The 17,587-nt window shown below is 69.9% G+C and carries 17 protein-coding genes; 10 read left to right on the top strand and 7 right to left on the bottom strand.

Annotated features, from left to right (window positions below; translation table 11 throughout):
* Positions 1-12: 12 nt before the first annotated feature.
* The 4 genes from FZ033_RS13125 to FZ033_RS13140 all read right to left on the bottom strand — a co-directional run bounded on the left by FZ033_RS13125 (position 13) and on the right by FZ033_RS13140 (position 5,087).
* Complete coding sequence (locus FZ033_RS13125; protein ID WP_149576578.1) at positions 13-1,224, bottom strand: MFS transporter; 1,212 nt, start codon at positions 1,222-1,224, stop codon at positions 13-15.
* A gap of 242 nt (positions 1,225-1,466) precedes the next feature.
* Positions 1,467-3,518 carry a PP2C family protein-serine/threonine phosphatase gene (locus FZ033_RS13130; protein ID WP_149576579.1) on the bottom strand — a complete coding sequence of 684 codons (2,052 nt, stop codon included), beginning with the start codon at positions 3,516-3,518 and terminating at the stop codon, positions 1,467-1,469.
* Positions 3,518-4,351, bottom strand: a complete 834-nt coding sequence (locus tag FZ033_RS13135; RefSeq protein WP_149576580.1) for a hypothetical protein — start codon at positions 4,349-4,351, stop codon at positions 3,518-3,520. Before FZ033_RS13135 ends, FZ033_RS13130 begins: the two co-directional genes overlap by 1 nt.
* Positions 4,341-5,087 carry a hypothetical protein gene (locus FZ033_RS13140; RefSeq protein ID WP_149576581.1) on the bottom strand — a complete coding sequence of 249 codons (747 nt, stop codon included), beginning with the start codon at positions 5,085-5,087 and terminating at the stop codon, positions 4,341-4,343. Before FZ033_RS13140 ends, FZ033_RS13135 begins: the two co-directional genes overlap by 11 nt.
* Positions 5,088-5,366: 279 nt before the next feature.
* On the opposite strand from FZ033_RS13140, the gene FZ033_RS13145 reads away from it, so the two are divergent.
* The 8 genes from FZ033_RS13145 (at position 5,367) to FZ033_RS13180 (ending at position 13,068) form a co-directional block, all read left to right on the top strand.
* Complete coding sequence (locus tag FZ033_RS13145; RefSeq protein ID WP_149576582.1) at positions 5,367-6,101, top strand: hypothetical protein; 735 nt, start codon at positions 5,367-5,369, stop codon at positions 6,099-6,101.
* A complete protein-coding gene (locus FZ033_RS13150; RefSeq protein ID WP_149576583.1) occupies positions 6,098-8,083 on the top strand; it encodes an MFS transporter in 1,986 nt (661 codons plus the stop codon). The genes FZ033_RS13145 and FZ033_RS13150 overlap by 4 nt, the downstream gene beginning before the upstream one ends.
* Positions 8,083-9,141 (top strand): ABC transporter substrate-binding protein, encoded by a 1,059-nt coding sequence (locus FZ033_RS13155; protein WP_149576584.1) that lies wholly within the window; start codon positions 8,083-8,085, stop codon positions 9,139-9,141. The genes FZ033_RS13150 and FZ033_RS13155 overlap by 1 nt, the downstream gene beginning before the upstream one ends.
* Entirely contained in the window at positions 9,141-9,821 is a 681-nt protein-coding gene (locus FZ033_RS13160; protein ID WP_149576585.1) for a hypothetical protein, read from the top strand. The genes FZ033_RS13155 and FZ033_RS13160 overlap by 1 nt, the downstream gene beginning before the upstream one ends.
* 193 nt (positions 9,822-10,014) lie before the next feature.
* Complete coding sequence (locus FZ033_RS13165; protein ID WP_149576586.1) at positions 10,015-10,365, top strand: STAS domain-containing protein; 351 nt, start codon at positions 10,015-10,017, stop codon at positions 10,363-10,365.
* Positions 10,366-10,375: 10 nt separating this feature from the next.
* Positions 10,376-10,819, top strand: coding sequence for an ATP-binding protein (locus tag FZ033_RS13170; protein WP_188079470.1), 444 nt, complete (start codon positions 10,376-10,378; stop codon positions 10,817-10,819).
* A 313-nt stretch (positions 10,820-11,132) separates the two neighbouring features.
* Positions 11,133-12,782 carry a Na/Pi symporter gene (locus FZ033_RS13175; RefSeq protein WP_149576588.1) on the top strand — a complete coding sequence of 550 codons (1,650 nt, stop codon included), beginning with the start codon at positions 11,133-11,135 and terminating at the stop codon, positions 12,780-12,782.
* Complete coding sequence (locus tag FZ033_RS13180) at positions 12,766-13,068, top strand: STAS domain-containing protein (RefSeq protein WP_012114549.1); 303 nt, start codon at positions 12,766-12,768, stop codon at positions 13,066-13,068. The genes FZ033_RS13175 and FZ033_RS13180 overlap by 17 nt, the downstream gene beginning before the upstream one ends.
* Before the next feature lie 66 nt (positions 13,069-13,134).
* Here the strand turns inward: FZ033_RS13180 and epmA are convergent, their stop codons facing one another.
* The gene (gene epmA / locus FZ033_RS13185) at positions 13,135-14,202 is read right to left on the bottom strand and encodes an EF-P lysine aminoacylase EpmA (RefSeq protein WP_149576590.1); all 1,068 of its coding nucleotides are present in this window, start codon (positions 14,200-14,202) and stop codon (positions 13,135-13,137) included.
* A 142-nt stretch (positions 14,203-14,344) separates the two neighbouring features.
* Between epmA and efp the strand changes: the two genes are divergently transcribed.
* Both efp and FZ033_RS13195 read left to right on the top strand, forming a co-directional pair.
* Entirely contained in the window at positions 14,345-14,914 is a 570-nt protein-coding gene (gene efp, locus FZ033_RS13190) for an elongation factor P (protein WP_149576591.1), read from the top strand.
* 169 nt (positions 14,915-15,083) lie between these two features.
* Positions 15,084-15,500, top strand: a complete 417-nt coding sequence (locus tag FZ033_RS13195) for a response regulator (RefSeq protein ID WP_149576592.1) — start codon at positions 15,084-15,086, stop codon at positions 15,498-15,500.
* A 107-nt stretch (positions 15,501-15,607) separates the two neighbouring features.
* Here the strand turns inward: FZ033_RS13195 and grpE are convergent, their stop codons facing one another.
* Positions 15,608-16,273, bottom strand: coding sequence for a nucleotide exchange factor GrpE (grpE, locus tag FZ033_RS13200; RefSeq protein WP_149576593.1), 666 nt, complete (start codon positions 16,271-16,273; stop codon positions 15,608-15,610).
* A 151-nt stretch (positions 16,274-16,424) separates the two neighbouring features.
* Positions 16,425-17,543, bottom strand: coding sequence for a heat-inducible transcriptional repressor HrcA (gene hrcA, locus FZ033_RS13205; RefSeq protein WP_392567246.1), 1,119 nt, complete (start codon positions 17,541-17,543; stop codon positions 16,425-16,427).
* Positions 17,544-17,587: the final 44 nt, after the last annotated feature.

Consider the following 17,587-nt stretch of genomic DNA (forward strand, 5'->3'; position numbering starts at 1 on the left):
GACCCGTTTCCTTCACTGCGGCCGGCGGCGCACCGCGAAGGCGGTCAGCACCGCGAGGCCGAGGGGGATGGCCGCGCCCACGAACACCAGGCGCGGCAGGTGGTGGTCGAGCATGAGGCCGAACATCAGCGGCCCCAGAAGCGCGCCGATGTCGTAGCCCGAATACACCACCCCGAACACCTTGCCGGTCGCCCCCGCCGGCGCAGCGCTGCGCACCAGCACGTCGCGGGACGGCGTGGTCATGCCCATGGCGAAGCCCACCAGCGCCACCAGGCCCACCGTCACCTCCGGCGGCACCACCAGCATTGCTGCGAGCAGCGCCAGCGCGCAGGCCATCGCGAGCCCGCCCATGGCGATGAGGTGATGGTTGGCGGTACGGTCCGCCACCGCCCCGCCCAAAGCGACGCCTGCCGCATTGCCGCACTGGTAGAGCGCGACCGCCAGCGTCGCCAGCGCCACCGTGGCGCCGAAGCCCTCCTTCAGGGCGACGATGGAGAAGCTCTGGATGCCCGAGAGCGAGATGGAGGTGAGCAGGAAGTACAGGAAGGCCGTGAGCACCACCGGCATGGCCAGCACCTGGAAGAAGGTGGGGGCGGGACCGTGCGCGGCCTTGGCGCTGTGCGCGGCACCCTGCTCCGGATCGGTCTTCAGGGCCTTGCGGCAGACGAGGAGCACGAGGCCGAGCACCGCCACGCCGAGCCCCATGGCGCCGAGCGCCGTCCGCCAGCCAAAGGTGGTGGCGATGGCGGCGGAGACGAGGGGCGAGAGCGCGAAGCCGATGCTGCCGGCGATCACATGGGCGGCGAAGGCGCGCCCCAGCCGGGCCGGCGCCACCTTGTGGCTGAGGATGGAGAGATCCGCCGGGTGGTAGACCGAATTGCCGAGCCCCGCGAGGGCGGCCAGCGGCAGCAGCACCGCATAATGGGGCGCAAGGCCCATGGCCGCCGTGGCCGTGCCCTGCAGCAGCACCCCGCCCAAGAGCAGGCGATGGGCGCCGAAGCGGTCCACGAGGATGCCGGCCGTCACCTGGCCGACCCCGGAGAACAGATAGAACACGGCGAGCACCGCGCCCAGGGCGAAGAAGGAAACGCCGAGGTCCGCCCGCATCATCAGGAACAGGGGGGCGAGGGCGAGCTGGAGAAAATGGCTGCAGAAATGGGCGACGCCCACCGCGCCGATGGTGGAGACTTCCCCGGCCGGCCATTCGGCCGTTCGCGCATTCATGGTCACGTCGACACTCCTCCCCGAGCCGGCATGATGCCGTCCCTCCCGGCGATTGCCGCCGGTTATTGCGCCTCCCCTCGTCTGGTCCGCGGCGGGGTTGATCCCTCGCCCTTATGATCTCGTGTCCGCTCGCGCGGGCATGGTGTCTTACCCTGTTGCCGCCGTCACCGTCACCCTCGAAGCGGGGTGCGGGCCTTCACGTTTGCGCACGGTCCGTGTCGGCAAGGGCGCTCATCTGGCGCTTATCTGGTACGGCGCGGTCCGTGGCCGCCGAAGTACCGCAGCGTCAGGCAGGTGATGTCGTCGGCCTGCGGCGCGCCGCGCTCGAACACGTGGACCGAGGCGAGCACGCGCTCCGACAGTTCGGGCACCGACCAGTCCGCCGCCCCGCTGCGGAGCAGGTCTTCCAGCCGCTCCTCGCCATAGGGCTTCTCGTCCACGTCGAACGCCTCGTTCACGCCGTCGGTGTAGAGGAAGAGGGTGTCGCCCGGCTGGAGATGGAGTTCATGCTCCACGTAGACGAAGCCTTCCAGCACCGCCACCGCCATGCCGCCGGTGGAGGGCACGGTGGAGACTTCGCCCGCGCGGGTGATGCGGTAGGGCAGGTTGTGGCCGGCATTCACATAGGTGACGCGCCCCGAGGACAGGTCGATCACGCCGTACAGCACGGTGACGAACAGCATCTGCTCGTTCTCCACCGCGAGCAGGTCGTTGAGGCGGCGGATGGAGCTGGCCGGCGAGCGCTCGAACAAGGCGGTGGAGCGCAGGAGCGTGCGGGCGATGGCCATGAACAGGGCCGCCGGCACGCCCTTGCCGGAGACATCCGCCACCACGAAGCCGAGGTTGGTGTCGTCGATCATGAAGTAGTCGTAGAAATCGCCGCCCACCTCGCGAGCCGGCGTCATCTGGCCGTGGATGGCGACGCGGGCGTCCGGCGGGAATTCCTTGGGCAGGATGGCAAGCTGCACCTGCCGGGCGATCTCCAGCTCCTGCTGCAGGCCGGCGAGCTTGGTCTTGGTGATGAGGGCTTCGCGCAGTTCCACCACCATGGAGGACAGCCGGGTGTGCTGCTCCACGATGCGCCGCGACAGGTCGTGCAGCACGCGGGCGACGCGCCGCAGCTCGTCGTCCTGCTCGCCCTCGGAGCCCTTGGCGAGCAGCGCGAGCACTTCCTCGCGGTCGGTGGGGTCGATGGCGTCGGCGAGTGCCTGGAGCTCGGCGGAGATCACCGCTTCCTGCCGGCGGCGCACGCGCTCGCGCTGGCGCCGGGTCTCGGCCAGGGCCTGCACATTGCCGCGCAGGGCGAGCACGGCGGAGGCGATGCGGCCGATCTCGTCGTTGCCCACGTGGCCGACGGTGACGGAGGTGTCGCCCCGCGCCAGCGCCTGGAGCACGTCGATGGCCGATTCCAGCGGCCGGAAGCTGTACCAGAGGAAGACGTTGAGCCCGATGACGCCGATCAGCACCAGGCCGATGGCGCCGGCCACCGCCGACTGGCGGATGAAGGCAGTCGCCTGGACGGTCTCGGTGGTGTCCTCGAAGCTCACCAGCGCGCCCACGGTGCTGGCGCTGATGTCGGAAATGGGGATGCTGGTGACGTTGTAGTTGCGCCCCTCCAGCACCATGCGCTCGGAGGTGGGCCGGCGCGGCGTGATGGCGAGCTTGGCCCGCTCCCACAGGCGGAAGTCGGTGCTGGCCACCACCCGGCCGCGCAGGGTGACGAGGGTGGTGGTGGCGGTGAGGCCGCGGGCGAAGCGCTCCATGCCGAGGGCGGCGTCGCGCCCGAGGATCAGCACGGCGGTGCCCTTGCCCGGCAGCTCCACGGTGCGGGTGGTCAGCACGATCACCTGGTTCGCGCCCACCTGCCGCAGGCCCGAGAGCACCTCGCCCTTGAGCGCCCGGTCGAGGCTGCCGGCGTCGAGGATGTAGCGGTTGGCAGTGCCGCCGTCGCTGAACACCACCTCGCGGTCGGCGCTCATCACCTCGAAATAGGTGTCGTCGTCGTTGATGTTGACGCCGAGTTCGCGGATGGCGGCGGCAACGCCCGGCCGGTCGGAGAAGCCGAGCGCGATGCGGAAGGCGGCGGAGCTGTCCACCCGCTCGAGGATGCGGGCGAGGTTCGAGGTCTGGAAGGCGACGATCTCGCGCCAGAGCACGGTCTGGCCCTCGATGGCAAGCTCGGCCTCCTGGGTCTCGGCCACGCGGTCGCGCAGCAGGGTGGCGCCCCAGATGCCCAGCATGAGGACGGCGAAGCCGAGGGCGACGATGAGGGTGATGCGGGTGCGCAGCAGCATCAGACCCCTCGTTCCTTCTCAGCCGCGCCGGGCGGGGCCAGCACCTCGCGCCGCACCCGTTCTACGTCCGGCCGCAGCCCCCCGTCGAAATCCACGGCCAGCAATTCCTCCGCATAGGCGTCGAACACGGAGCGGCGATCGGCCACCCGCCGGTTGCCCCGTTCCAGCGCCCGCAATGCGCGCCCCACCGCGCCGCGTGGCCCGGACCGGCGGCTGTAGCGCAAGGGGTCGTCGGAGGTGCCGTATTCCCCCTCCACCGCCCCGAGCAGACCCTCGGTGAGCCGTCCGCGGCTGCGCTCCAGGGCGCCGCCCACGAGGAGGCCGGCGGCGAGGGCGGCGAGGGCGGCGCAGACCGCCACCACCACCGCCGCCTTGACGCCGATGTCGGCGAACGAGGTGGCGAGGGCCGCCGGATTGGTGGTCACCTCCACAGAGGCCACGGTATTGCCGTCCACCGTCACCGGCGCGGACACCGAATCAGTACCCGGATGTTCGCCGATGGCGCTGCCGATCTCGCGCCCGTCGGCGCCGCGCAGGACGATCTGGGTCAGGCCTGGCGTGCGCGCCAAGGTTTCGGACAGGTGGATCTCAACCCCCGGCAGCAGCTTCAACGGGATGCCGAAGCGCGCGGCCTTCTCGAATTGCTGCGCCAGGGTCCGCGCCACCGAGGTGCCGATGACGAGGGCGTCGCGCCGCGCGCTCTCCTCCACCCGCGCGCGGTAGCCGTTGAGGAGCAGCGCCGCGGCGATTGAGCCGAGGATGAAGGTGACCAGGAGGGCGAACAAGCCGGTCAACAGGCGGGCACGTCCCCCCTCCGGAAGCTCATGCCGCATCGTCGAGCGCTCCCAACTGGCCGAGGCCGCGATCGACGCGGGCTTCGGCGTCGCGCCAGCTCTTCACCGTTTCATCGGCGAGTTGCGTGAGGGGACCGTCGTCGGTGGATGTCGCCCCTTCGCCGCTGAGGATGCGGGCGACCCGGTCGAACGGCCGGGTCAGAACATAGGCGAAAAGCAAAGCGGCGAGGCTGGCGGCCAGCGCCGCGGCGAGGGTGAGGATCGCGGTGCGGGAGACGAGGTCGAGGCCGAGCCGGTTGGCGCGGGAGCTGCGCGCCTCGTCCGAGACCGTCACCGAAATGCCGCCGGCGACGCCGAGGTCGTTCTCGAATCGGGTTCCGAACACCGTGTCGCCGCGCTCCGCCTCGGTCCACACCTCTTCGGCGGCCAGGCGGCGGACCCAGTCCGGGGCCACTTCCTCGCCGATCACGCTGCGGTCGGTGGAATAGATGGCCCGGCCGGCGGCGTTGAAGATGTCGATGGCGAGGATGGAGGGGTCGCTCGCCTTCTCGCGCTCGATGCGCGGCTGCAGCAGCGAGATCTGGTCGAGCAGCAGGCCGATGGAGAGGTTGGCCTCGGTGGAGGCGCGCAGGGTGCCGAGCAGGTTGGCGACGCGGGCGCGCTCGATCTCCTCGCCCACCTTGTCGCTTGCCGTGAAGGCAATGGCCGCCACAGCGATCACCGCGACGCTCACGGAAAGGACAGCGACCAGGATGAGCCGGCTTACGAAAGTCATGCAGTGAGCTTCGGTGGAAGGACCGGCGGGACGTTAACCGCCAGCTTCAAGCCAAACCAGACAAAAAACTCATCCGCGACCAAAAAAACCTTCAATCTCAGGTCCCTTTTCGTGGCATGAAAGACCCTGCCGGCAGGGTAGGAGGTCGCCTCTGTCGCAAATTGCAGGCTGCGGCAAGACGGTTCGGCCAAGACTTTTCGGGCCGTTCCTGCGGACCAGACGCCGACCAAGATCGATGCCGGCCCCTCCAGGCGGACCAGAGACACGCGGATCCAACACATGGCGCGGACCACTCTCGGGCTGATCGCTGTGTTCGCACTGATCGCGGCGGCATGCGTCGCGTTCGGGGCCTACTTCTCCTATGTCACCCTGCTCAATGCCCACCGCTCGGTCATCGAGGCGCGATTCGGCATCGCCGCCGAGCGCGTCGCCGACGTGGCCGAGCAGGCCGCCTCGCTGGGCATCGCCCTGCCGGCGCAGAGCACCCTGACCAGCCTCCTCGACCGCGAAGCGCGGGTGGAACCCGCCATCCGCTCCATGGACCTGGCCGACGAGCACGGCATCGTGCTGTTTTCCAGCGATCCGGCGCGCATCGGCATCGCCGAAGCCCAGGACGGCGGGCGCGGCCTCACCCGGCCGGTGCGCAACGACCTTAACGAGATCATCGGGCGCGTGGTGGTGCGCTACGATCCGCAGATCCTCGCGGCCGGGGCGGCGGCGCTCGGCGAGGACCTCAAGGTGATCGCCCTGCCGGCGCTGATCGGGGCGGGCGCCGCCACCATCGTCATCGGGCTGCTGCTGGCCGCCCTGCTGCGCCGGGCCGTGCGCCGCGCCGCCGATCCGCGCGGCTGGCCCCCGGCGGCGCGGGCCGCCCTGGCGGCGGCCGAGAGCATCCACCGGGAGGCGGCGGGCGGGTCCCGTGGCGGCAAATCGTCTTCGGACAAGTCGTCTTCGGGCAAAATCCCGTCCGGAAAATCCCCGTCCGGGTCTGCCGAATCGCGGAGGCGGGCATGATCGGGCTGCGCGGCGGCATCACCATCGCCATCGTGCTGATCCTGTGCTCGGCCCTCGCCTTCATCGGCTGGGGGGCCGAGCGGGCGGCGCAGCGCACCATCGCTCCCGAGATCCTGGCCAAGGCCAATACGGTGGCGCGGTCCGCCGCCGACCTTCTGGGGCGCGCCGGCACGGTCGGGGTGCCGTTCGACCGGCTGGTGGGGGTGAGCGACTATTTCGACAGCCTGCGCGCCGCCAATCCCGAGTTCGCCCAGATCAGCCTCGTGTCCGCTGCGGGCGCGGAACTGGCCCGCGCCGGCGATGCGGCGGGCTTCGAGGGCGCGCCGCAGGCTCGCATTCCGGTGGCAGACCCGTCCGGGCGGCGGCTCGGGGACGTGGTGATCCTGGTGGATCCGACCGCGGTGACGGCACAGGTGGGCGCGGTGCTGGTGGACGTGGCCTTCATCGGCATCGTCTCCCTGCTGGTGGCGCTGGAGCTGGTGGCCCTGGTGGTGGGCTCGCGCGGCATCGGCGCGCTCATGGCCGTGGAGCGGCGCCTGAAGGCGCTGGGGCGGGGCGTGCTGGCGCGGCACGAGGGCAATCCGGGCGCCGCCGGCAGCCTTGTCGGGCCCATCGACCGCCAGGTGGATGCCCTCGCCGAGCGCCACGCGGCGATCCGGGCGGCGGCGGAAGCGCGGGGCGATGCTGCGGCGCTCGCGCGCCTCGCGGACCTCGAAACCCGGACCGGCCTCGGCCGGGTCCAGGCGGCGGAGAGCGAGGCCGCCATCGCGGTGCGTCCCGCCCTGTTCCTGTTCATGCTGGCGGAGGAGCTGACGCGGCCGTTCCTGCCGCGATTCGCCCAGTCCATCGCCGGCGGCGGCTCCCTCTCGCCGGACTTCGCGGCGAGCCTGCCCATCGTCGCCTTCATGGCCGTGGTGGCCCTGTGCCAGGTGCCATTCGCCGGCATCTCGGAACGGCTCGGCCGGCGGCCGGGGTTCGTCATCGGTGCCCTGCTGGCGGCCACCGGCTATGCGCTTTCGGCGGTCAGCCCGTCCTATGGCCCGTTCGTGGGCGCCCGCGTCGCCACGGCGGTCGGCTATGCCCTCGTCTTCGTCTCCTCCCAGGGGCATGTGGTGGACTTTTCCGCCGGGGCGGCGCGCAGCGCGGCGCTCGCGGTGTTCGTGCGGGCCATCATGGTGGCGAGCCTGTGCGGGCCGCCCATCGGCGGCGTCATCGCCGACCGGCTGGGGGCGCCCGCCGCCTTCATGGCATCCGCCGGCCTTGCCCTCGTGGCCCTCGTGGTGGCGCTCCTGACCCTGCCGAAGACGGTCCGGCGCGCGGGCGCGGCGGCGGGCGTCGGCCTTGCCGACCTCAAGGACGCGGCGCGGGCGCCGGGCCTCATGGCGCTGCTGTTCGGCTGCGCCTTCCCCGCCAAGTTCCTGTTCGCGGCCCTGTGCTTCCTGCTGGTGCCGCTGGAATTGCAGCGCCTCGGCTATACCTCCGCCGCCATCGGCCGCTTCCAGATGATCTATCCCATCATCATGGTGCTGGCGGTGCCGTTCTTCGCCGCCATGGCCGACCGGTTCGACGCCCGCGGCGGCTTCGTGGTGGCCGGCGCGCTGGTGTCGGGCCTCGGCGCCATGGCCATGGTGCTCAATCCGTCCATCGCCTTCATCGTGGTGGCGCTGGTGGCGCTGGGCTACGGGCAGGCCATGTCCATCGCTTCCCAGTCGGCGCTGGTGGCCGACACGGCATCAAGCCTCGGTGGCGGGCGGGCGGCCGGCGTTCTCGGCTTGTTCCGGCTGGTGGAACGCAGCGGCAACGCCGCAGGCCCCGCCAGCGCCGGTTTTCTCATGGCGACCATCGGATTTGCTGCCGCGACCACGCTTATCGGCACTGTGGTAGTAGCCGGAGCGGCCCTGTTTGCGCTATCCGGGCTTAGAACCGCGCATCATCCCCGCCGCGCCTCGTCCGCGGCCGCATCGGAAGGAAGCTCCGCCTGATGGACCGCCGCTCCCTCCTTGCCCTGGGCCTCGGCGCCGGCGCCGCAGGGCTCGCCGGCCGGCTACCCGGCGCCCACGGCCAGTCGGTCCCGTCCGGGCCGGCTGCCTCTGGATCGGCCGCCGCGCCGCGGGCCGAGCCCTTCCGCGTCCTGATGCTCACGTTCCGGGGCGACACCGACGTGGAGCGCGGCTTCCGCGACTATTTCGCCGCCAACGAGATCAAGGTGGAATTCCTCACCCGCGACGTGGAGCGCGACGCGGGCCGGGTGAAGCCGATCCTCGCGGAGGTGCTGCCCGTCTTCAAGCCGGACCTCATCTATACCTACGGCACGCCCAACACCCTCGCCGTCGCCGGCCCCTACGACGCCCCGCCGGATGCGCCCTTCGTGCACGACATCCCGGTGGTGTTCGCCCTGGTGGCCGCGCCGGTGCAGGTGAAGATCGCGCCCTCGCTGGCCTCGTCCGGACGCAACGTCACCGGCGCCGTGCACGTGGTGCCCACCGACGTGCAGATGCGCGCCATGCAGAGCTACAAGGCGTTCCGCAAGGTGGGCGTCATCTACTCGCCGAACGAGCGCAACTCGGTGGCCATCATCGACGAGATGAAGGCCTTCTGCGCCGGCATCGACGCCAGCGTCATCGCCCAGCCCCTCACCATGGTGGGCAGCCGGCCCACCGGCGACGGGGTGGAGGACTTCGTCCGCAACCTGAAGGCGCAGGGCGCCGATTGGCTCTATCTGCCCGCGGATACCTTCCTTGCCACCATCTTCGACCGGGTGGGGCCGGCGGCGCTGGCCGCGGGCCTGCCCACCTTCGGCGCCACCGAATTCTTCCTGCGCGAGGGGCTCGGCCTCGTGGGGCTGGTGAGCCGGTACTATTCGGTGGGCCAGCTGGCCGCGTCCAAGGCGGTGGAGGTGCTGGTGCAGCGCGTGCCCCCCCGGGATATTCCCATAGAGACGCTGCGGCGCTTCGCGCTCATCATCAACATGAACATTGCCAAGCAGCTCGGGGTGTATCCGCCCATCGCGATGCTCAACTATGCGGAAGTGATCACCTGATGAACGCCCTGCGCGAGTTCGCACTGACCGAACCGCTCACCCCCCGCGAGCTCGGCCCGGACGATCTCGATGCGGTCGACGTGCTGCACCACCTCGCCATAGGCCCGCTGGTGCGGCCGGAGGTGGTGAAGCCGGAGAACCGCTCGTATTTCGAGGGCATCCTGGGCGGGCGCGGCTGGACGGTCGGGCTCTATGATGGCCCCATGCTGGTCGCCTACGGCATTCTCCAGCACGACCACACCCCCAAGGACGGCCCGCACCGCCTGCTCGGCCTGCCGCCGGAGACCGAGGTAGGCCGGCTCGCCGGCGCGTCCGTGCACCCGGCCTATCGCGGGCGGGGGCTCCAGCGGGTGCTGATCGCGGCGCGGGTCAAGGCCGCGCCACCCGACATGGTGCTGTTCTCCACCGCCGCGCCGGTGAACACGCCGAGCTGGTCGAGCCTGCTCGCCGAGGGCTTCCCCATCCACGACATCCAGCTCTTCTTCGGCGGCTACGCCCGCTATGTGCTGGTGCGCGACGGCAGCACCTATGATCCGGCGGAAGCGGTACTGGTCGATCCACTCGACACCGCCCGGCAGAAGGCCCTGTTCGCCGAAGGCTGGCATGGCTACGAGCGCAGCCGGCTCGAATGCGGCGCCGCCGGCGTCCTGTTCGCGCGGCCGAGGAGGGCTGAGGGCTGAAGCGCTTTCGAGCGAAGGGGATACCGGTTCGCGTGAGGAAAACGCTCCGGAGCCCATGGGCGAAATCTGAGGGCGAGGCCTCGGGCGCGGCCGGCCGGTGTTTCCGGTTGCGGCCGTTTTCACTAGAGTGTCGCAACCGGCGGGCCACCCTTGGCCGGTTCCGCCCGCCCTGGATCGTGAGAGACACGCGCGCATGAAGATCGAGAGTCAGCCGCTGCGACCCGGCCTCGTCCTCGTCAGCCTGGACGGGCGTCTCGACATTTCCGGCGCCGCCCAGGTGGAGCCGCAGTTCAAGGCCGCCTGCGACGAGGCCAACGTGGTGCTGGTGGATCTCTCCCGCACGCCGTTCATGGCCTCCATCGGCATCCGCCTGCTGCTGACCGGGGCCAAGGGGCTGCGGCGCAAGGGCGGCAGCATGCACCTGTGCGCCTGCGACCCGCAGGTGGAGAAGGTGCTGGTTGCAACCGGCGTGCACCAGCTGGTGGCGATCCACGCCACGCGGGATGAGGCGCTCGCCGCGGCGGGCTCCTCCAGCGGCACGTGACGGCTCGCCCATGCCCGCGCTGCTCGCCGAGAGCCTGATCTCCTCCCTCGATGTGGAGGCCCGCATCGACGACATCACCAAGGCGACCGGCTGGCTCGGTGCCCTGGCCGAGGACGAGGGCTGGTCGCAGGCCACCCAATTCGCCCTTGAGCTGTCGCTGGAAGAGGCGCTGACCAATGTGGTGTCCTACGGCTTCCAGGACAGCGCCGCCGTCCCGCGCATCCGCATCGAATGCTACCGCCTGCCGGAAGGTCGGGTGGCGGTGCGCCTGATCGACAACGGCGTTCCGTTCGATCCCACCACCATCGCCGAGCCGGAGGTGCCCGCCTCCATCGAGGACGCCAAGATCGGCGGCCACGGCGTCCAGCTCATGCGCAACTTCCTCGAAACCCTCGCCTATGCCCGCGAGGGCGAGGAAAACCACCTGACCCTCATCGCCGGCAAGGCGGACTGATACCAAAAGCCCGTGAGCTTGACTCATGGGCTTTTGGTCAAGCCCGCGCGGCGCCTGAGCGCGACCCTCTCGGCACCGGTCAAAGACCGGGGCCGTTGGTATGAGTCTCCGCTCCGGAAGGGCACCGGCCGGGCGATGGCTCCCGGCCGGATGCCGCGCGGCCAGCTGGCTTGCGGCGACTTTGCCAACTGCAACTTGGCCCGCAGCGACGGGACGCCGCTCCGGCATCGCGCCACCGTCGTCATAATGATACAGACCTGCGCTAATTTCGGCGGTCATCCCGCATCTGGACGGAGGGCGCTGCGAAGCAGCCATGGCGATCATTGCGCAAATTCTCGCCGGGCTGGGCCTGCTCTTCGTCGGACTGAAGATCATGTCGACGCACCTGCAGCAGGCCACGGGCCGGCGGGTGCGGCACCTGCTGCGCACCGCCACCCGCTCGCCGTTCGCAGGTCTGCTGTGCGGCACCCTGGCCGGGGCGGCCACCCAGTCGTCCAACGCGGTGGCGGTCATCAGCGGCAATCTGGTGCGCGGCGGGGTGCTCGCCACCCGTGACGCCATCCCCATCGTGGCCGGCGGCAACGTGGGCACCGCTGCCCTCGTGTTCGTGGCCGCCATCGATTTCCGCCTCTTGGTGCTCTACCTGGTGGCGATGGTGGGCTTCGGCTTCCAGTTCAAGCTGGACCGCCGTCCGGCCTTCAAGGAGTGGATGGGCGTCGCCCTCGGCCTCGCTTTGGTGCTGCTGGGGCTCGACTATATCAAGCAGGGGCCGCGCGCGCTCGACGTGAGCGCGCTTGCCGCCGTCCTCGACCATGGCATCTCGCCCTGGGTGGGCTTCCTCCTGGGGCTCATCGCCGCCGCCGTCAGCCAGTCGTCGTCCACGCCCACCATCCTGGTGGTGGCGCTGATGCAGGCGCAGGTGCTCGGCCTCGACGATTCCATCGTCATCGTCATGGGTGCCAATCTCGGCTCGGGCATCTCCGCCGTGCTCACAGCCGGCGAACTGGAGGGCACCGGACGGCAGCTGTGCTACGTGCACGTGCTGGTGAAGGCGGTGGGCTGCCTGCTCGTCGGCGCGGTGCTCCTCACCGGCGGGTGGCTGGGGGCGGAGCCGGTGGCCCTGCTTTCGCAAATGGGCGGCGGCAAGGCGTCGGCCTCCCTGTCCCTGCTGTTCCTGGCCTTGCAGGTGGCGGGGGCGGTTCCGGTCTCCCTCGCCCGCGGGGTGACCGAGGCCATCGCCGCGCGGCTGAGTCCGCCGACCATGGAGGACGGCGCCTCGAAGCCACGCTTCATCCACGAGCGGGCGCTGGGCGACTTCGCCACCGCCCTCGATCTGGCCGAACAGGAGATCATGCGGCTGGTCAAGCTTTTGCCCACCCTGCTGCCGGACCTCGACCAGCAGGACCAGGGCGGGCCGGCGGAGCGCCTTGCCCTGTGGCGGGGGGCCAACGCCATCGGCGTCGCCATCGACCAGTTCCTGTCCGACCTCATCGCCCGCGGCGTGCCGAGGGGCAGCCTGCAGACCGCCCTGCAACTGCAGGCGCTGGTGGAGACCGTGCGCACCCTGCAGGACACGCTGCACGCCTTCACCGAGGTGGTGGAGGGCTTTGCCGACCTGCCGCCCCTCGGCTTCAACCTGTCCGAATCCCTGCGCACCATCATCCTGTCCCTGGCCGACGCCACCGATGGCGATGCGGAGGACCTCGACTTCATCATCACCCTCGCAGGGGATCGCAGCGACCTCTTGAGCCGCATCCGCCGCCAGCTTGCGGCCTCGGCGCTCGGCACGGGGGAGGACGCGCGCCAGCTCCTGCTCGCCACCAGCCTGTTCGAGCGCGGCGTCTGGCTGGTGCGGCGCAGCGCAGTGGCGTTGCGTGCTCCTGCGAATGAGGCTAATCCCGTTGGCAACGCCGTCCCCGGCGAGGCGCGCAAGCGAGAAGAGGCCGATGCACATCGAACGTGAGCAGCTCGGGTCCGAGGTGGTGCTGAAGGTGGCGGGACGGCTGGATACGCCCAACGCCAAGCCGTTCGAGGCGAGCCTCATGGAAGTGGTGACCACTACCGATGGCGGGCTCCTCGTGAACCTCGCCGGCGTGGACTACGTCTCCTCCTCGGGCCTGCGGGCCCTGCTGGTGGCCGGCAAGGCCATGCGCACCGCCAAGCGCAAGCTCACCTTGTCCTCGCTCCAGCCGCAGATCCGGGAAGTGTTCGACATTTCCGGCTTCTCGACCCTGTTCGAGATCACCTGAACACCTGAGCTTGCGCGGCGTCTGAGCGTGGCCCGAGTTTAGCCCGCGCGGCCTTAAGGCTCCCGGTCAGCCGACCGGCGCCCACAGCACGTCCTCGATGCGGCGCGCGCCGCTGGCCAGCACGGCGAGGCGGTCGAAGCCCAGCGCGCAGCCGCTCGCGGGCGGCATCACCGCCAGGGCGGCCAGGAAATCGGCATCGATGGGATAGCGCTCGCCATAGAGCCGCTCTTTCTCGTCCATCTCCTCCTCGAAACGCCGGCGCTGCTCATCCGCATCGGTCAGCTCGCCGAAGGCGTTGGCCAGCTCCAGCCCGCAGGCATAAAGCTCGAACCGCTCGGCAAAGCGCGGATCCTGCGGCTTGGGCCGCGCCAGCGCCGCCTCGCTCACCGGATAATCGCACAGCACCGTGGGCCGGCCCATGCCAAGTTGCGGCTCGATCTTTTCCACCAGCACCCGCGAGAAGATGTCCGCCCAGGTGTCGTCCGGGGCGGTGCGGATGCCGTGCGCCGCCGCCATCTCGGCGAAGGGTGTCGGATCCGGTCGCTCGCCGGGGGCGGGCAGCACGGCGGCAAGCGCCATGCCGGCGTGGCGCGCGAACGCCTCTTCCAGCGTGAGCCTTTCCGGCGCGGCGAAGGGGTCGCAGGTGTGCCCCCGCCAGGCGAAGGTCGATACCCCGCCAGCCTCGGCGGCACAGGCGAGAAGGCCGGCACAATCCTCCATGAGCTGGGTATAGGGCGCGCCGGCGCGGTACCATTCCAGCAGGGTGAACTCGGGATGGTGGGCCATGCCCCGCTCCCGGTTGCGGAACACGCGGGCGAATTCGAAGATCTTCTCTTCCCCCGCCGCCAGCAGCTTCTTGGCGGCGAATTCCGGCGAGGTGCGCAGGTAAAGCGTGCGCCGGGCGCCGTCCGGGCCGATGAGGTCGGTGGCGAAGGCGTGCAGGTGCGCCTCGTTGCCGGGGGAGATCTGGAGTGCCGGCGTCTCCACCTCGATGAAGCCTTCGCCGGCAAGGCGGGCGCGGATCGCCGCCATCATGCGCCCGCGGGCCAGCAGGAACGGGCGCCGGTCGGCGTGGACGGACGGGCTCCACCATGGGCTGGGATTGGGGCTTGTGCCGGGCGTCGATACCGCCATGGGGCGCGAAATCCTTGTTGCGGCAGGGTGCGGAAGGCAGAAAGACGGGCACGAGACTGGTTTTGTGCGCCAAGATCGCTATGTTGCGCGCCGATAGATCAGGAGCGGCACGCCGCCGCACAAAGTTCAAGGAAGACGCGACGTGGTCAAGGTCATCGCCAGCTCTCTGCGCAAAGGCAATGTGGTCGATATCGACGACAAGCTCTATGTGGTGCTCACCGCTGAAAATATTCATCCCGGCAAGGGCACGCCGGTCACCCAGCTCGACATGCGCCGCATCTCCGACGGGGTGAAGATCTCCGAGCGCTACCGTACCACCGAGCAGGTGGAGCGCGCCTTCGTGGAAGACCGCCCGCACACTTTCCTCTACGAGGATTCGGACGGCTACACCTTCATGAACCCTGAGAATTTCGATCAGGTGATCGTGACCAAGGACGTCATGGGCGACTCGGCGGTGTATCTGCAGGAAGGCATGGAATGCATGCTCTCCACCCATAACGGCGTTCCCATCGCCATCGAGCTGCCGGCCCGCGTGACGCTGGAGATCGTGGACACCGAGCCCACCGTGAAGGGCCAGACCGCCTCGTCCTCCTACAAGCCGGCCAAGCTCTCCAACGGCGTGCGCACCATGGTGCCGCCGCACGTGTCCGCCGGGACCCGTGTGGTCATCATGACCGCCGACGCCTCCTATGTGGAGCGGGCCAAGGACTGATCGGAGAAGGACCCGGGACGGGCGCAGGTTCGTCCCGGATTCCGTCCGGCCATCCCTTGCGTCCCCTGCGCCCCCGCTTCGCGGTCGCAGCATCCTGCGGAAAGGATGGAACTTTTCGCCAAGTCCATCCGTTGTCGCGGGAAACGGCTGTCAGTCAGGGCGTATCGCGATGATCTTTACGGGAAAGCGGGTTCTCGTCGTGGAAGACGAGTTCCTTGTGGCCTTAGGGCTGGAAGACAATCTGAGGTCGCTGGGCTGCACCGTGGTGGGGCCGGTTTCCAGCCTGTCGGGTGCCATGGCCGCCGCCGCCCATGAAAAGGTCGATGCCGCCATCCTCGACGTCAATCTGGCCGGGGAGGCGGTGTATCCCGCCGCATCCATCCTCGCGGACCGGGGCATCCCCTTCATCTTCTGCTCCGGCTACACCGGCAGCGTCCGCATGCCGGCGGAATTCGCCGACGCGCCGCGCGTGGCCAAGCCCTATACCAGCCGGGTCATCGCCGAGGCCCTGTCGGATCTCCTGTCCGGCGGACCGTCCGGGGACAGAACCCTGCGCGGCCCGGCCACCGCCTCCAGCGAAATATAAACCCCGCGTCGTACCGGCGGTCTTGAGTCGTCCAGCTCCGGCGGGCTTGACCAAGGGCCGTCGAGCCAAGCCGGCCGGCCCTTGGTGCAGGTGAGCGGCCAAGGGCGTCAGGCCGCCCCGGCCTCCTTGTCCTTGTCGGAAGTCTGGGAGGCAGCCGCCTCAGCCTTCGGACCGCCGCGGGCGACACCCACCATGGCAGGGCGCAGCACGCGCTCGCCGATGACGTAGCCGGACTGCACCACCTGCACCACCGTGCCCGACGGCACGCTCGGGTCGGGAACCTCGAACATGGCCTGGTGCAGGTTGGGGTCGAACTTCTGGCCCTTGGGCTCGATCTTGCGGATGCCGTGCTTTTCCAGCGCCTTGACGAGGCCGCGCTCGGTCAGCTCCAAGCCTTCCAGCAGGCCCTTCACGGCGCCGTCGGCGGTGGCCTTGGCCTCATCGTCCACCGTGCCGAGGGCGCGGGCGAGGTCGTCGGCCACGTTCAGCACGTCGCGGGCGAAGGAGGCGATGCCATAAGTCTTGGCGTCCACCACTTCCTTCTCGGCGCGGCGGCGAATGTTCTCGGCTTCCGCGAAGGCGCGCAGGAACTTGTCCTTCATGCTCGCGATCTCGGCTTCCAGGCGCTGCTTTTCCGCAGCGAAGTCGCCGGTGATCTCCTGGTCGGCGGTAGCGAGGGCTTCCGCCTCGGCGGTCGCCTCGTTGACGCCCGCGTTCACACCGTTTTCGCTTGCGTCGCCGCCGGTCTCGGGCGCGCGCTTCTGCTCGCTCATCCGGTTTATTCCCCTGCCATGAATGTCGCCCCCGTAGGGGCAAAGACCAAATGTCCACGCGGATATCGGGGCCTCGGCGCCAAAAATCAAGACTGCGCGAGAACCGGCGCCCGACTGCCCCCGAAAGTTTCGCCTGCCGGGCCCGATCGGCTCAGGCGGCATCCACGCCGGGCGCGCCGAGCACGCGGCTCACCAGCCGGGCGGTGAAATCCACCATGGGCACGATGCGCCCGTAATTGAGCCGGGTCGGGCCGATGACCCCGAGCACGCCCACCACCCGGCCCTGACCGTCGCGATAGGGCGCCACGATGGTGGAGGAGCCGGACAGCGAGAACAGACGGTTCTCCGAGCCGATGAAGATGCGCAGCGCCTGCGCCTCCTCGGCCCGGCCCAAGAGGTCCACCACCTCGCGCTTGGTCTCCAGATCGTCGAACAGCAGGCGGATGCGCTCCAGGTCCTCCAGCGCCCGCAGGTCCTCCAAAAGCTTCGCCTGCCCGCGCACGATGAGCTTGCGGTCGCCCGGCTCCTCGCCGGACCAGGAGGCAAGGCCGTCCTCCACCACCCGCGCGGTGAGGGCGTCGAGGTCGAGCCGCAGCTCGGCCAGCAGGTTCTCCATCTCCGCCCGCGCGTCGCCGAGGGTGCGGCCGCGGATGCGGGCGTTGAGGAAATTGGTGGCTTCGGTGAGGGCGGAGGTGGGCAGGCCCGGCGGCAGGGGCAGCACGCGGTTCTCCACCTGCCCGTCTTCCGATACCAGGATGACGAGGGCGCGGCCCGGTTCCAGCGGCACGAATTCCACATGCTTGAGGCGCGGGTCGGTCTTGGTGGCGGTCACCACCCCGGCGCCACGGGCCAGGCCCGAGAGCATGGCGGAGGCTTCCTGCAGCACGCCTTCCACCGTGGTGGTCTTGGCGGCGGCCATCACCTGGGTCTCGATATTGGTGCGGTCGCGTTCGTTCACGTCGCCGATTTCCATCAGCGCATCCACGAAGAAGCGCAGGCCGCGCTCGGTGGGCAGGCGTCCGGCGCTGGTGTGGGGGGCGTAGATGAGGCCCGCCGTCTCCAGATCCGCCATCACGTTGCGCACCGAGGCGGGCGACAGGGTCATGGGGATGAGACGCGAGAGATTGCGCGAGCCCACCGGCTCGCCGGTGGCCAGGTAGCTTTCCACGATCTGGCGGAAGATCTCCCGCGCGCGCTGGTCGATCTGCGCGAGGCCGCCGGTCGACAGGGGCTGGAACGGATCGAGCGCCACTGGGTCACCGCTTTCCACTGAACCGGGACTGCCCCGGGACACGTATTATGTGTCCATGAACA

Source organism: Xanthobacter oligotrophicus, assembly GCF_008364685.1.
GTDB classification, from domain to species: Bacteria; Pseudomonadota; Alphaproteobacteria; order Rhizobiales; family Xanthobacteraceae; genus Xanthobacter; species Xanthobacter oligotrophicus.